We start from the raw sequence: 14,936 nt of genomic DNA, 5'->3' as shown, positions 1-14,936 counted from the left end.
TCTATCCAAGATTTCTTACGATCAATGGTCCCAGTGCATTGGCCAGCGGCAGCGGCAACTGGCGCCACGCCCGGATGAAGTGACGGTATCTGGGATTCAAGGGATGCACTTCCGGTAAGGTTTTGGCCCGGTACAATTTGTATTGGTAGGGCAGCACGTGCGCCGGGAAGCCCCAGTTTTTCTTGAAATCGTAGGCGCCGGTACCGAGCTTGCTGCGTCCGAAATCGAATAGCGTGCAGGCGCGCTCGCCGGCGCGGCGCATGACTTCCCAGTACATGAAGTCGTTGCCGGCCACGTCGCGCGCGCTGGCGCTGCCGGCGCCGTAATAGGGCAGTACTTCATTCCGGAAATAAAACACCAGCACGCTGCTGAGCACCTCCTGCTCGCGGTAAACGCTGATGATGTCGCAATCGCGGCCGAATTCGCGCAGCAGCAAGTCAAAATAGCGGCGTCCGAATACCGGCGTGCCGAGCCGGTGCAGATTGTTGGCGTACACCGGATAAAACCGCTGTACATCGTAATCGATGGCGCTGTGCAAGCCGGCCGCGATGCCCTTGCGTACCATGGCGCGCTGTTTGCGGGGAATTTCCAGCATGTTTTGCGCCGCGTCGAGGTGGATGGCCTTGCGGAAGGTCGCATACAGCGGTTTTTGCAGCCAGCCAGCCGGGTCATGGTACGGACCGGCCGCGTCGCGGTTGCGGTATTCCAGGTGGCCGACGCCGAGCCGGCCGGCCAGCGCCTGCGCGGCCTGGTCCAGCGCGGCGCAGGCTTGCGGGTCGGTGCCGGCTATGCCGCCATACACGCAAAACGGCAGCGAAGACAGCGAGCGGCCGAACAGCCGGCTGTCGATCAGCGCCAGCGGCAACACGGCGACGATGCGCTGGTCCATTTCGGCGTACAGGAACCAGGTTTGATGGCCGAACGCCTGTTCGATGACGTGCTGCCAGCCGGCGCGGTGGAAAAACGTCGCATTCGGGCAGCGCATGACAAACGCGTCCCAGCGCGCCGCGCCGCCCGGCGCCAGCTGGCCGACCTTCAGTAGCGCACTGTCCGGCCGCATTGCCGGCGGCATGTCTTGCGCGTCGGCGCCGGGCGGGAGAACCGTGTGACACTCGACCATCATGTGCTCCCGAGGAAAATTCTATCCATGCGATCCCAGTGGAAGTCGCGCATCAGCGCATCGAGCCGGGTTTCCATCTGTTCCAGGTTCAGGTAATGCCGGAAACGCGTCTTGAATGTGAGCCCGGAAAGCCTGGGCTGGCCGGGGTCCAGCTCCCACGGATGAAAATAGAATATGCCAGCTTGCCGCTCTAGTGAGTTGATACGGCGCAAAAGCCAGCGCGACAGTGGATAGGGCAGCAAGCGGAAGTATCCGCCGCCGCCGGCCGGGAAATTGCGCGACCACAGGCGCACCGTGCTGATCGGCAATTCCAGCAAGCCGTCGGCGCCGTTCGGATAGTGCGCAAACCGCGGCGCGTCCGGCATGCCGTAATGGTCGTGGAGGATAGGGTAGATGCTGGAACTGTAGCGGTAGCCGGCTTCGCGCAAGCTGTCCAGCGCCCACAGATTGCCTTTGCCGATGGAAAAGCTGGGCGCCCGGTAGCCCAGCACCGCCTGGCCGCCGATCTGTTCGATGATGGCCTTGCTGGAACTGATGTCGTTGAGGAATTCGGCGCGGGTCTGGCCGCAGGCGCGCAAGTGGCCGTAACCGTGGCTGGCCAATTCATGGCCTTGGGCAACGATGCTGCGCAATAGTCCCGGATAGCGTTCGGCGATCCAGCCCAGCGTGAAAAAGGTGGCGTGGATACGGTGCGTGGCCAGCAGCGCCAGGATGCGTTCGACGTTGGCTTCGACGCGGCACGGCATGGCCGGCCACGACGCGCGTTCAATGTGGGGCGCGAAGGCCGAGACCTGGAAATAATCCTCGACATCGATGGTCAGCGCATTGCGCATTGGTAAAACTTGCGGCTGCAAGACTTGTTCCAGCAAGATTTCAGGCGCGCCCATGGTCATGCTCCCCGTCCGCGCAACCAGGCGGCGATGGTGGCGGCGATGCGGTCGGCGGCGTGGCCGTCCCATAGCGGTGGAACCTTGCCGCGCTTGCCGCCGTTGACCAGGATGTCGTCGCACAGTGCCAGGATCACGGCCGGATCGTGGCCGGCCACGGTATTCGTGCCCTGGCTGACGGTGACCGGCCGTTCGGTATTGGCGCGCAGCGTCAGGCACGGTACGCCGAGCGCCGTGGTTTCTTCCTGGATGCCGCCGGAATCGGTCAGGACCAGCGTTGCGTGTTGCATCAAACCAAGCATTTCCAGGTAATCGAGCGGCGGCAGCGGCACGATGCCGGGTTGCCGCAGCAAGTCGCGCAAGCCCGGCTGGTCCAGCGCCGCGCCGGTGCGCGGATGGACCGGGAACAGCACCGGCAGGCTCCGGCTCAGGCTGGCCACCGCATGCAGCAGTCCAGCCAGCCGTTCGGCATCGTCGACATTCGACGGCCGGTGCAGCGTCAGCACCGCGTAGCCGGGCGCCGCCGCGCAACTCTCCAGCGACAGGCCATGCCTGCGCAGCGACTGCTCCGGCGCGACAGCGCACGGTAATTGCTGGTGCAGCGTATCGATCATCACATTGCCGGCAAAATGGATGGCGTCTTGCCGTATGCCCTCGCGCAACAGGTTTTCCTGCGCTCCCGCTTCGCTGGTGAACAGCAGGTCGGACAATTGATCGGTCAGGATGCGGTTGATTTCTTCCGGCATGGCGCGGTCGAAACTGCGCAGGCCGGCCTCGACGTGAATCACCGGGATCGCCATCTTGGCCGCCACCAGCGCGCAGGCCAGCGTCGAATTGACGTCGCCGACCACCAGCACCGCCGTCGGTCTCCTGCTTTCGAGCACGGTTTCAAAGCGCTTCATCACGTCGGCGGTTTGCACGGCATGGCTGGCGGACCCGACTTCCAGGTTCAGGTCCGGTGCTTCCAGGCCCAGCGCCGCGAATTGGCGCTGGTTCATCGCGCTATCATAATGCTGGCCGGTATGCACCAGCGTGATGGCCGGCGCCGGGACCAGGCGCCGCAGCGCGGCCAGGATCGGCGCCATCTTCATCAGGTTGGGGCGCGCGGCGACCACGCAGACGATGTGTGCGGAAGGGCGGGTCGGCATGCTGTCACTCCTTAAGTTAAAACAAGATGGTGAGGGTGGCGCTGACGCCGTTTTCACGGTAGTCGCCGCCGCGGTTGCTGGTGTGGCGCAAGTGGCGCAGATCGACGGCGGCGGTGACTTTCGGCTGCAGCGTCCGGCTCAGTCCGACGTTCAATGCCAGGTTGGCGTCCTTGCGGCCGTTGCTGGCCGAGGCGATGGTGCCGTAGCCGGCACTGGCATTGACGTTGTTGCGCGGCGACATGCGCCAGCTCCAGCCGCTATTGATGCCGGTCTGGCGGGTCCGGTCTTGCAGTGCCAGTTCCGATGGCGGCAACAGCGCGCTGTCGATGCCGCTGCTGGTCTGGGCGTTGCGGTCGGTCGCATTGAAGGCCAGCACAAACGTGCTTCTGCCTGTGGCGCGCAGCATCGACAGCTTGAATTGTTTTTGCAGGAAATAACGATGACTGAAATAATTGACCGCGCCGGCATCCGGCCCCAGCGCTTGCGAATAGCGCAGGAAGGCGATGATGCGCTGCCGGCGTTGCAGCGCATCGGGCAGCAGGCCGCTCCACAACTGGTCCAGCATGCTGGCGGTCTGGCTCGGCGACAGCCGCGAAAATTGCGCCGGCGAACTGGTGATGTCTTCGCTGTAGCTCAGCGCCCAGCTGGTGTAGCGGCTGCGGTGGCTGGCGTCGAGCGTGTAGGTATTGCCGAAAAAACGCTTGCCGGTGCTGGCCACCAGGCTGCTGCGCGCGGAGGGATACCAGCCGGCGCCCAGCGACCAGAAGCGGCCCTGCGACGCGGCGCCGGCGTTGGCCGCATAGCCCTCGTCCTCATGGCCGCCGCTGCCGAACAGGTTCAGCTTGCTACTCAGCGGATAACGCAGCGACAAGGTGGTTTTTCTCATGTCGACCGGCGCCAGCAGCCCATCCTCGGTGCGTTTCCGGTCGTAGCGCGCATTCCAGCCCAGGCTGCGCGGATCGGTATCGCCATCGAGCTGGAACAATAGCGCATCGCTGCGCACCGACAATAAATCGTTGCCGCTTTTCAGCTGGTCGTGCGTGTAGCGCAATTCGGCCGTGGCCAGGCCGCGCAGGCGGTGGCGCAGGTAGGGACTGAGGGTCAGCGTGCGCACCGTGGTGCTATTGTCGCCCTGCGGCAAATTGTCGACCGTTTGTCCGCCGAATGCGGAAATATTGTGCTGGGCGATATGCGCGCGGGCGTCGGCGAACAGCCAGTCCTCCAGCAATTCGGCGGCGGCGTCGGCCGCCAGTTGATGATTGGTGGTGTCGGCCTGGTGCCGGTAAAACAGTTTTTGCAGCGTGTAGTCGAGGTGGATGCGCAAGCGCGGACCGCTGCCGATCAGCGCGATCGACGGCGCGATTTCAGTGATCAGGTCGGACCTGGTTTGCCCGGGCGCCGCCAGCAAGATATTGTCGCTATAACTTTCGCGCAGCCTGAGCGCGGGATTGACAGTCCAGTCGGCGGCGCTGGTCCGCGCCGGCGCCATGCTCGTCATGACCAGCAAAGTGCACAGGCCGGCGGCCGGATGGCGCATGGTCAACCAGCGGCGCAATCGGCGGCTAGTCGTAATAGCCATAATAATCGCCGCCCGAAAACGCCTTGGTCTTGTTGTAGATCAGGTTGATATGCGGACAGCCGTCGATCTGGCGCAGCGCTTCGCGCACCGCGTGCTGGGTGGTGGTCTCGGCCTCGACCACCATCACCACCTGGCCCATTTGCGCCGCCAGCACATTTGCCTCGGTGGTGATCAGCAGCGGCGGCGAATCGAAAATGACGATGCGGTCGGCGTAGCGGCTGGAAATTTCATCGAGCAGGCGGCTCATGGTGCGGCTGGCCAGCCTTTCCGTGGCGTGCTTGTTGCTGCGTCCGGCCGGCAAGATGCTCAGCGTCGGGATATTGGTCTTCAAGATCACTTCCGACATTTCCAGCTGATCGTTGAGCAAGATATCCATCAAGCCCGGCTCCGCGCCCAGGCCCAGCACCTTCAGGACCGAAGGCCGGGCCACGTCCGCATCGACCAGCAAGACCGTGATATCCATTTCCATCGCGATGCTCATCGCCAGGTTCACCGCACAATACGTCTTGCCTTCGCCGGGCAGGGCGCTGGTGACGATGATCAGGTTGCCATGCTTGGTGGTGGCCGCCGCTTCGCGCGCATAACGCAGCAATGGCCGCTTGATGATGCGGAAATCCTCGGCCACCGAGGTGCGCCCGCCATCGTGGGTCACCATGCCGAGCTGGTGCAGCCGGTCCAGGTTCAGCTCGCGGTAACGGGGCGAGACCGTGGCGTCCGGAACAGCATCGGCGGCGCCGGCGTCGGGGCCGGGAGTGGCGCTGTAATAATGGACCGGCGCCTCGGCCACCTGCAAGCCGGCGCTGTCCGGTCCGCTTGTGCCATCGGGGATCTGCTTGTCGCTCACGATATGCTCTCCACCTTGCGCGCGCGGCGCTGTTGTGACGGCTTAAATCCGGACCAGCGCGACCGTCAGCACGCCGCCGTAGATGACGAACAGCCCGCCCAGGCACAGGCCGAAACCGTACAGGCTGTGGCGGCGCTTGATGCGCTGGGCGGCGGTCCAGTTCATCGCCACCGTGCCCAGCACCGCCATGCCGGTGACTTCGCGCAATTCGGACGGACTCAGGAAGGTCGGGCGGATTTGACTGATCAGCAGCGCGGCGGCGGCGCCGGCCAGCACCGCGCCGGCCAGCACCGCGCTCAGCAGCAAGGGCCGGTTCGGCCCGACCGGCGTGAACGGCACGGTGGGCGGGTCGATGATCTTGAAAGTCATCATTTCGGTGGTACTGCTCAGGTCGCCGGACAGTTTGGCCGCTTCGCGCCGGCCGATCAGCTTTTCATAGTTTTCCTTGTTGATCTGGTAGTCGCGGTTCAGTTGCGACAATTGCGATTCCACTTCCGGCACGGCATTGCTTTGCGCCGTCAGCCGCTCATAACGCGCCGCATACTCTTGCACCCGGGCCTTGATCGACGCCACCTTGGCGTCGGCCTCGGCCAGCGCGACCTTGAGCTGTTGCAGCATCGGACTGTAATTCTTGCCGGGATCGTTGTTCGCCGTTTTCAGCTTGCTTTCCTCGATCTTGCGTTGTTCCAGCTGGGCTACCAGGCGCTTGGTGGAAATAATGTCTGGATGCAATTCGGTATATTGCATGCGCAGCGCATCGAGGTTTTTATTCAGCGCCGAAATCCGGCCGTCGATTTCCGGGTTGTCGATCGCGGCGGGGGCGGTATCGAGGTCCAGCACCGGTTCATCGCCGGCAATCTGGCTATTGATCGCATTGCGCGCCTGTTCCGCCTCGACCAGTTCGAGGCGCGCATTATTCAAGCTGTCGGACGACATCCATAACTGGCTGCCGTAATCGATGCCCTGGCGCGGCAACAGCAAATTGTTCTTGATCTTGAATTCCTTGACCAGGTTTTCGGCGGCATTCAATTTATCTTCGTAATTCTTGATTTGTTCGTCGATGAATTGCACGGCTTTATCGGAATCGCCTTTTTTGCCTTTAAAACTGCCTTCGACAAAAATCGTCAGCAGCGATTGCACCACGTCGCGCACCAGTTTCGGGTTTTTGTTGTTATACGTGATGGTGTAAATATCGTAGGAATTGGTGCCGCCGATCTTAATTTTGCTCAGTAATTCATCGAGCTGCTGTTCGTGGTCGCGCGCCGTCCTGGCGTCCAGGTCCAGGTCGACCATGCGCATCACCCGTTCCACGTTCGGCCGGCTCAGCAGCGTGCGGCTCATGATCGACACTTGCTGTTCGACGTTGGGGACGCTGGTCATGCCGGCCAGCAATGGTTTCAAGATGCTTTGGGTATCGACGAAAACCCGCGCCGAGGTTTGATAATCGTCCGGCATGCTGATCACCTTGCTCCAGCCGGCTATCGCCACCAGCCACGCCACCAGCACCGCGTGCCAGCGGTACTTCCAAATCCCCTTGAGACTGGAAAGCAATTGCTCGATCAATTCTTCCATGCTCGATCTCCCAGTCTCTCTTGGTACCGCGGCGTGTGGGATGAGGTTGATAATCGGCCTGATGCTGCGAATTATAGGGCGGCTGTGCTTGCACTTTCTTGTAAGTGGGAAGTTGTTGATTCAGGTCAAAGATGCCGGCAGGCTTCTTATGAATCATAGGGCAGGCACACTTTCGACAAGAGGCATCAGATGAACCTGAGCAGGCGCGTGTTCGCACGAAAAGTATTGGCGCTATCGCTGCCGGCCGGGTGGCTGGGCGGCTGCGCCACACGCGATTCCGTAACGTTCGCGGAAGACGCCAGCCCGACCGGCGATTACCTGATCGGACCGGGCGACTCGGTCAATATCATCGTCTGGCGCAATCCGGAAGTGTCGCTGACGGTCGCGGTGCGGCCGGACGGCAAGATCACCACGCCGCTGGTCGAGGATTTGCCGGCCAGCGGCAAGACCTCGACCGAACTGGCGCGCGATATCGAACAGGCGCTGGGCAAATTCATCCAGCAACCGGTGGTGACGGTGATCGTCACCAATTTCTCGGGACCGTATGCGCAGCAAATCCGCGTCATCGGCGCGGCGGCCAAGCCGCAGGCGCTGCCTTACCGGCTCGGCATGTCGCTGATGGATGTGCTGATCGCGGTCGGCGGCATCACCGATTTTGCCGCCGGCAACAAGGCCAGCATCATCCGCATCAGAGATGGCAAGCAACAAAAGATGCGGGTGCGCCTGAACGATTTATTGAAGGATGGCGACATTTCGGCGAATGTGGCGATGCGGCCCGGCGATGTTTTATTAATACCGGAAAGTTTCTTTTAAGTCAGCAAATTGCCGAGCTGTTCAGCAAAAAAATCGTTTTTTCTTAAAATCGGCGTATGGCGTCGAACAGCGTTCTTTGTTTTATAAAACAGGATAACTTCAAAATTTTTACTTGTCGATAGACTATAAATACGGCTGGACCCCTGCAAAATTTTCAGCATCAGGGGAACTTAGCCGTCTTTTCTATTGTCACAGGGCATTGCGTTCAGCTCGTCTTTTATAGGCGGTCTGTCAACAAAACTGTGAGGAAAAGATGAGCCAAGATGACCAACCTATCATTTCTTTCGACACGCCGACCGGACTCAACGACCTTGTCGTTGGCGAAGGGGCACTGGACCCGGCGCTAGACCATCCCATCGACCAGCAGCGTTTTCATATTCGCATGGCCAACTCCCGCGGCCGGCGCGAAGCGGCCAGCCTCCTGATCAAGAAAATGTATGGCTGGCGCGGTTATTCGGTCAATCCGTCGGCCAGCCACGCCTTGAATAAAATCACCCTGTTTGCCGAAACCGACGGCACCACGGTCGGCACCATGACCTTGTGCCTCGACGATATGGAAAGCGGCTTGCCGGCCGATGAAAATTTCCGCGACAAGCTTGACGAATTGCGCGAAAAAGGCCGCCGCCTGTGCGAACCGTCGCGCCTGGCGATCGACAAGGGCGTCACCAAGCGGGTATTCGCCGCGCTGATCCATATCTCGTATATCTACGCGCATAATATCCACGGTTTTACCGATTACGTGATCGAAGTGAATCCGCGCCATGTGGTGTTTTACAAGCGCATGCTGGGATTCAAGGATTTTGGCGGCGAACGGCCCTGCACCCGGGTCGGTGCGCCGGCCGTGCTGCTGCACCTGGACCTGGCTTACATGGGCGAGCAAATTCGTAAATACGGCGGCATGATGGAGCAGCACGGAGGGGAGCGGTCGTTTTATCCGTATTTTTTTCCTACATGGGATGAGCCGGGTATTACCGAACGGCTGAAGCAGGGGCGAAGTTGATATTAATTCAATATCTTCTTCGCCAACGCCTATTGTTTCAGCAGCAGGTTGCGGATATAGTTTCCCGGGATCGCATAAGCGATGCCGCTGGGCGCGGTAAGCGCCGCTTCCTTGTACCCTTTGACATACACCATATTGACCACGCCGTAGACCAAGCCGGTTTCCGGATCGTACAGCGGACTGCCGCTGCTGCCGGGATACGCCGTGCCATCGAGCTGGAACACGTTGTACAGTGGTTTTTGCAATTGACCGAGCCGTTTGGCGTCCAGTTTTTGTGCGCTCAGCGATGGCATGATGACCGGCGTGATGGCCGATACGGTGGCACGGTGCGTGACATGGTGCAAGCCGAGAATCATTCCTAACGGAAATCCTGTGAACGCCATCGCCTGCCCCTCTGCCACGCTGGCCGAGTCGCCCAGTTTCAAGGCGGGCAGGGCGCTGCCTGTCAGGCGCACTTGCGCCAGGTCGTGCTCCTGGTCCAGCGCCACCACCGCGCCGGGGCGGAACTGCGCGTTGTCGCCACGCCCGGTCAGGATGCCGATGGTTTCCTGGCTGCCAGCGGTCAGCAGCGACTGGATCACATGCGCCGCCGTTACCACGCTCAAGCCGTCGCCGACGACAAAACCGGTGCCGATGAAGGTAATCGCAGGGCTGCGCGTTTTTTGATAACTGCCGATGCCGACGATCGATGGCTTGATCGCGTTGACCACCTGCGCCAGCGGTTCGGCGCGGCCGGTGGAAAGCAGGCACAGCATTATTGCACAGCTCAGCACGGTTTTCATGGCGGATTTTCTTTCAGCTTGGACGGCGGCAACAGCAGCGAATACAGCAGGAGTAAAAAGAACAGCAGGCCGATGCGCGGCACGTCGAGCAGGCTGTCGAACAGACCGACCACCAGGAAGCCGCCCAGCGCGGCGAGGCAGGCGATTGCTTCGGTGCAGCGCTGGCGCGCTAGCCGGATCAGATGGCGCATGGTTGCGGCCAGCAGCACAGTCATGGCCAGCAAGCCCGGCCAGCCCATCTCGAAATACAGGTTCAGCGCGAAATTTTTCGCATGCCACGGCAAATGATGGTGGTCGCTGCTGAAAAACCAGTAATCATTGGCGTGCGAAAAGTTGCCATTGCTAATCAGTTGATGCTGCCCCGATGTATCGAGCAAGCTCAGATTATCGATATCGATACTGCCGCCATCCGGCCCGCCGGCCGCCGCCACTTCCAGTTGCACCGGCGCGCGCCGCCACCAGGAACCGCTGCCCAGCACGGCGCTGTCGAGTGTCATTTGATAGCGGTGCCAGTGGCCGTCCGGCGGCAGCAGGCGCAGCGGCGCATCCACGCAATTTTGCGGATACAGCAGCAGGCGCTGGCACAGCCTGATTTGCAGCACCGGCATCAAGCCGGTGCGCCGCACGTCGAGCGCCAGCAGATAGGGCGTATGCGGCTGCAGCGATACATGTTGCAGCAGGCGCAGCAATTCACCGTAGCCATGGCTGTAGCCGGGCGCGTCCAGCCGCAGGTAGCGGTTGCCTGGCTGATCCACGTATTGCAGCCGGCCCGGCAAGTCGTGTTGCTGGTTGCGCCAGAAATAGGTCGCCGGGAAGGTGCCCAGTCCCATGCCCGTCAGCGCCGTCGGCCAGCCATCGTCCATCATGGCCAGCACTTGCGACCAGTGCCGCAGGCGGCCGCGCAAATCGCCGGCGCTGCTGGAAAACCGTTCAGTGGCGTAATAACTGGCCGAGATCGGTATCACCAGCATCAACAGCATCATGCCGGCGGCCAGGCCGGTAACGGCGCCGCGGCGGATGGTCCACCATGGCGCGCCGCCGGCGGATTTAATGCTGAGTAACAGCAGCGCCAGCGCCACCGCCAGCAAGGCCGGCCACAGCGCGCCGGCGCCGGCCCGGTGCCAGGCGATCCAGACAGTGCAGCACGCCATGCCTGAAAACGCCATCAGCGCGACAGCGGCGGCGCCGCGCGGCCATGGCGCTTTCAGCAGCCAGGCGCGGCCGATGACGGCGGCCAATAGCAGGGTGGACACGATAAACAGCAGGTAGGGCGGTTTCAGCCAGCCGCTGCCCGCGTGGGGCAGGCTGGCCATTAGCAGTCCCGGCAAGACAAGCGCGGCGCTTCCGGACAGGACCGATGCGGGCAGCAGCCGGCGCGGCAAGTCCATGCCGGCCAGCAAGCAAGCGGCAGCCAGTAACATGATGGCGGCAAGCAAACCTCGATAGCCGCTGGTCGCGAACATGTGCTGCAGCGCCCACCACACCAGCAAGGCGAACCCTGCGCCCGCGACCAGCCGCGTGCGGCGCAGTCCAGGCAGGCGCAAGCGCAGCGCCAGCTGGAAAAAGGCGATCAGCAGCGCGGACGCGGCCAAGCCCGCGTACAGGCCGCGTGAAAACGTGGTCAGCGCGGCATGGACGCCCAGCACCAGCAAGGCCAGCGCGGCGCCGTTTCGCCAGCGCGCTGGCCGGACCAGCAGCCAGATCAGCAGCAAGGGCAAGCTCAGCGCCAGATATCCATCCAGTGCGGCGCCACCGGTATGCATGCCGGAAAACGGCGCCGTGGTGCGGTAATCGCTGGATAAATTGCTCAAGCCGGGAAACACCGTGCGTTCCCACAAGGTCGCCAGCGCCACCAGGCCCAGGCCGGTCAGCATGCCGGGAATAAATATCTGCCGCGCCGGATGGTTTAACAGCGGCGGCAATAAAATCAAGGCCCACAGCCATGCTTTGGCGATACGCAAGCTATTGTAGGAACTCAGGTAATTGTTGAAGGCATTCGCGTCCAGCGCCGGCAACGGCAGCAAGCCCTTGGCCGTGCCGGCCAGGTAAGCCAGCGTCAGCAAGCCGATGCCGATGGCCGCTCCGCGCGGCAGGCGGCCCGGCGGCGATAGTGGCGAACGCGTCGCCAGCCGCCAATAAGCAAAGGCCGCCGTCACCAGCAGCAGCAAGTCGATTTCTTCGAAAAAGAACCAGCCGGTCCACGGCGCCAGGTCCAGCATCGGCAGCGTGGCCGGCAAGGCGAACAGCCAGCCATCCGGGCGCCAGCACAGCAGCGCTATATACAGCAGCAATATCGGCAGCAGCCAGCTGTGCTCCAGCGGATAAAAATGTAGCGCATACAAAAAGACTGCGCCGAGCGCCGCGCTACAAGCCAGGCCCGGCATTGTTGTCGCACTGGCAAACGTGCCGGGCCGGGCCATGGGTGTCAAAGCTGCGTCAGCAATGCTTGCGCTTCGGCGCGGTGGGCAAACTCCTGGCTGGTGGCGATCGCCCGTTCCAATTGTTTGCGGGCCGCTTTTTTATCGCCGCTTTTCATCCAGGCCACACCCAGGTGATATTGAGTGTCGGCCGAACCCGGCGCGGCCTTGGCCGCTCTTTGCAGCAAGGGCAGGGCGCGTTTTGCATCGCCCTGCGTGACCAGTATCCAGCCCAGCGTATCGAGCACTACCGGATTGTCCGGCGCAAGATGGTGGGCCCGTTCGGCGGTGGCCAGCGCGCGCCCATCCTGGTCTTGCTGGTAAGCCCAGGCCAGGTCGTTCAAGGCAATGATGTGCCTGCCGTCCTGCGCGACGATTTTTTCATATTGTTCAATCGCCGGTTTGTATTCCTTGCGCGCCAGCCTGCTGCCGGCCAGATACAAACGGGTGCTCAAATCGGCCGGATTGGCGGCCAGCCACGCATCGATGCGTCTTGCGGCGTCTTGCGGCTTGCCGGCCTGCAGCAGGGCGCGGTGGATTTGTATTTGCAGCGGTCCGATCTTGCTCAGGCTAAAGGCTTTGTCGTACATGGCCAGCGCCGGCAGCGGCTGCTTTTGCGCCATCAGCACGTCGCCTTCCAGTTTGAAGCCGGCCGCCAGCAAGGGTTGCTGCTGTTGCAAGCGCCTGGCCAGCACCAGCGCTTCGGCAGGTTTGCCCTTGTCCAGCAACAAGGCTACTTGCATTACTTGTGCTTCCAGCAAATTCGGCTCCAGCGTCAATGCCCTTTTTACCGATTGCAAGGCGCCATCGATATCGTTCATGCTGATTTGCAAGCCGGCGATGCGCATTTGCAGCGATGCCAGATGCGGTTGCAGCTGGGCCAGTTTGTAGTAGCTGTCCAGCGCCGCCTGGACATTGCCTGCGCCATATTCGACCTGGGCGCGCAAGGCCAGCGTTTGCGGATTCGATGGATTGCTCGATTGCAGGTTCTGCGCCAGCGTCAGGGCTTTTTGCGTGTCGCCGTTTTGCAGGTAGAAATTGCTGAGCATGATGGCCGGCGGCAAGGCGTCCGGATGATCCTTGCTGGCCCGTTCCAGCCAGCGCAGCGTGTCGGCCTTGTTGCCTTGCAAACTGGCCAGCCGTGCCAGCGCCATCGTCAAGTCGGCACTTTTCGGCTGCTTGGACAACGCCGCTTCGAGCCGTTTTTGCGCCTGTTGCGGCTTTTTCTCTGAAATATCGAGTTGCGACAGGTTTTCCAGCGCCGGCATATACGCCGGATCGGCACGCAGCGCTTGTTCAAAACTGGCGCGCGCCGCCACTACATTTTTCATCGACAGATACACGCCGCCCTTTAAATTCAGCACCAGCGGATTATTCGGCTGCCGCTGTTGCATGCTGTTCACGGCAGCCAGCGCCTTGTCGTTGTCGTGATTGCGCAGCAAGGTCATCACCAGCATGATGCCGGCCCGCGACTCGCCCGTGTCGAGCTGGGTGGCGCGCTCCAGTTCGACCAGCGCGCGCGCATTCTCGCCCAGGCCGAGCCGGGTCACGCCCAGCGCGGTGTGCAGCGCGGCGGTGTCCGGCGCCAGTGCGCTGGCTTTTTCAAAGTAGCCGGCGGCCTGGGTAAAGCGCCGCGCGCGCATATTGGCTTCGCCGGCAATCGACAGTAGTTCGACGTCATCCGGATTGCTTTGTAGCAAGGGCATGACCATGTCGAGCGCGCTATCGGTCTGGCCGCGCGCCATCGCGATCGACGCCAGCATCTTGATCGCGTACGGATGGCCGGGATTGGCGTCCAGGAAACGGTGCAGATATTGCTCGGCTTGCTGTTGGGCGCCCAGCGCCAGTTGCACCGAGCCGGCCAGCAAGATGCTGGGCATATGATCCGGCGCCACCCTGAGAATTTGCTGCAAGCCTTCCAGCGCGGCCTTGTTCTTGCCTTCGCGGAAGTCCAGCAGCGCTTGCGCGTGCATCACGGCCAGGCTGGTCGGCGCGGTCTTGCGGGCTATGCCGATTTCAGCCCTGGCATCGTTGAAGTGTCCGGCCTGGATATGCAGGCTGGCAATATCGATACGGGCCAGGGTGTTATCCGGATGTAATTGCAAGATGTGCTGATAGACCAGTAGCGCCGCGTCGTTCTTGCCCTGGATGCGCAGCACATCGCCTTTCAGCCGTAAACTGTCGGTGTCGGCCGGATCTTTTTTCAGCGCTTGCTGTATCAGCGATATCGCCTGGTCCAATTGTTGTGTCGCGACGGCAATGCGCGCCATGCCCAGCAGGGCCGGCACCATGTCGGGTTGGGCTTGCAATACCTGTGCATACAGTTGGCGCGCCGGTTCGATCTTGCCCAGCCCCAGATAGGCATTGGCGCGCAACAGCCGCAATGCCGGCTGCCGCGTATCGTCGGCCAGTTCCAGCAACAGTTTGTCGAATTGCCCCATCATCAGCATTGCCTGGCCCAGCGATGGCCACACCAGTTCGGATTTTTCACCCAGCGACAATGCCTTGCGCAATTCCTTTTCGGCCGACAGCGGATCGCCGGCGTCGATATACACCTGGCCCAGCAACAGTCGGGCGCGGGTGTTGTCGGGTGCGTTTTGCAAGGCGTTCTTCAACTGGATCACCGCGGCCTTGGTTTCGCCTTGCTGGCGGTAGGCCTGCGCTTCCGCCAGCAGCTCGTCGGTGCCTGGCCGGCCATGACAGGCGGCCAGTCCGGACAAGATCAGCAAGGCGCACAGGGCGCGGCTCAGGCGCGGCATACCGGAAAGAATGAG

General features: G+C 61.9%; 11 protein-coding genes. 2 read left to right on the top strand and 9 right to left on the bottom strand.

Features of this window, described 5'->3' with window-relative positions:
- Window position 1: 1 nt before the first annotated feature.
- From GJA_RS12330 to GJA_RS12305, 6 genes are read right to left on the bottom strand one after another with little or no spacing between them, the layout of a single operon-like run.
- Window positions 2-1,123, bottom strand: coding sequence for a FemAB family XrtA/PEP-CTERM system-associated protein (locus tag GJA_RS12330; protein WP_339325658.1), 1,122 nt, complete (start codon window positions 1,121-1,123; stop codon window positions 2-4).
- Window positions 1,120-2,007, bottom strand: a complete 888-nt coding sequence (locus tag GJA_RS12325) for an XrtA system polysaccharide deacetylase (RefSeq protein WP_242404527.1) — start codon at window positions 2,005-2,007, stop codon at window positions 1,120-1,122. Before GJA_RS12325 ends, GJA_RS12330 begins: the two co-directional genes overlap by 4 nt.
- 2 nt (window positions 2,008-2,009) lie before the next feature.
- Entirely contained in the window at window positions 2,010-3,155 is a 1,146-nt protein-coding gene (gene wecB / locus GJA_RS12320; protein WP_038492619.1) for a non-hydrolyzing UDP-N-acetylglucosamine 2-epimerase, read from the bottom strand.
- 16 nt (window positions 3,156-3,171) lie between these two features.
- Window positions 3,172-4,734 (bottom strand): TIGR03016 family PEP-CTERM system-associated outer membrane protein, encoded by a 1,563-nt coding sequence (locus tag GJA_RS12315; protein ID WP_081905374.1) that lies wholly within the window; start codon window positions 4,732-4,734, stop codon window positions 3,172-3,174.
- The gene (locus tag GJA_RS12310) at window positions 4,718-5,578 is read right to left on the bottom strand and encodes an XrtA-associated tyrosine autokinase (protein WP_242404526.1); all 861 of its coding nucleotides are present in this window, start codon (window positions 5,576-5,578) and stop codon (window positions 4,718-4,720) included. The genes GJA_RS12315 and GJA_RS12310 overlap by 17 nt, the downstream gene beginning before the upstream one ends.
- A gap of 42 nt (window positions 5,579-5,620) precedes the next feature.
- Entirely contained in the window at window positions 5,621-7,150 is a 1,530-nt protein-coding gene (locus GJA_RS12305; RefSeq protein ID WP_038492603.1) for an XrtA system polysaccharide chain length determinant, read from the bottom strand.
- 189 nt (window positions 7,151-7,339) lie between these two features.
- Here GJA_RS12305 and GJA_RS12295 point away from each other — a divergent pair, with 189 nt between their 5' ends.
- Window positions 7,340-7,963 (top strand): XrtA/PEP-CTERM system exopolysaccharide export protein, encoded by a 624-nt coding sequence (locus GJA_RS12295; RefSeq protein WP_038492597.1) that lies wholly within the window; start codon window positions 7,340-7,342, stop codon window positions 7,961-7,963.
- A 253-nt stretch (window positions 7,964-8,216) separates the two neighbouring features.
- A complete protein-coding gene (locus GJA_RS12290; RefSeq protein WP_038492594.1) occupies window positions 8,217-8,963 on the top strand; it encodes an N-acyl amino acid synthase FeeM domain-containing protein in 747 nt (248 codons plus the stop codon).
- A gap of 29 nt (window positions 8,964-8,992) precedes the next feature.
- Here the strand turns inward: GJA_RS12290 and GJA_RS12285 are convergent, their stop codons facing one another.
- From GJA_RS12285 to prsT, 3 genes are read right to left on the bottom strand one after another with little or no spacing between them, the layout of a single operon-like run.
- Entirely contained in the window at window positions 8,993-9,745 is a 753-nt protein-coding gene (locus tag GJA_RS12285; protein WP_038492591.1) for a S1 family peptidase, read from the bottom strand.
- On the bottom strand, window positions 9,742-12,165 hold the full coding sequence (locus GJA_RS12280) for a hypothetical protein (protein ID WP_169803237.1): 2,424 nt from the start codon (window positions 12,163-12,165) through the stop codon (window positions 9,742-9,744). Before GJA_RS12280 ends, GJA_RS12285 begins: the two co-directional genes overlap by 4 nt.
- Window positions 12,166-12,170: 5 nt before the next feature.
- Window positions 12,171-14,921, bottom strand: a complete 2,751-nt coding sequence (gene prsT / locus GJA_RS12275; RefSeq protein WP_038492586.1) for an XrtA/PEP-CTERM system TPR-repeat protein PrsT — start codon at window positions 14,919-14,921, stop codon at window positions 12,171-12,173.
- Window positions 14,922-14,936: the final 15 nt, after the last annotated feature.

Source organism: Janthinobacterium agaricidamnosum NBRC 102515 = DSM 9628 (assembly GCF_000723165.1).
GTDB lineage: Bacteria > Pseudomonadota > Gammaproteobacteria > Burkholderiales > Burkholderiaceae_D > Janthinobacterium > Janthinobacterium agaricidamnosum.
The sequence above is the reverse complement of the archived record's forward strand: the minus strand, read 5'-3'. Positions and strand labels throughout refer to the sequence as shown.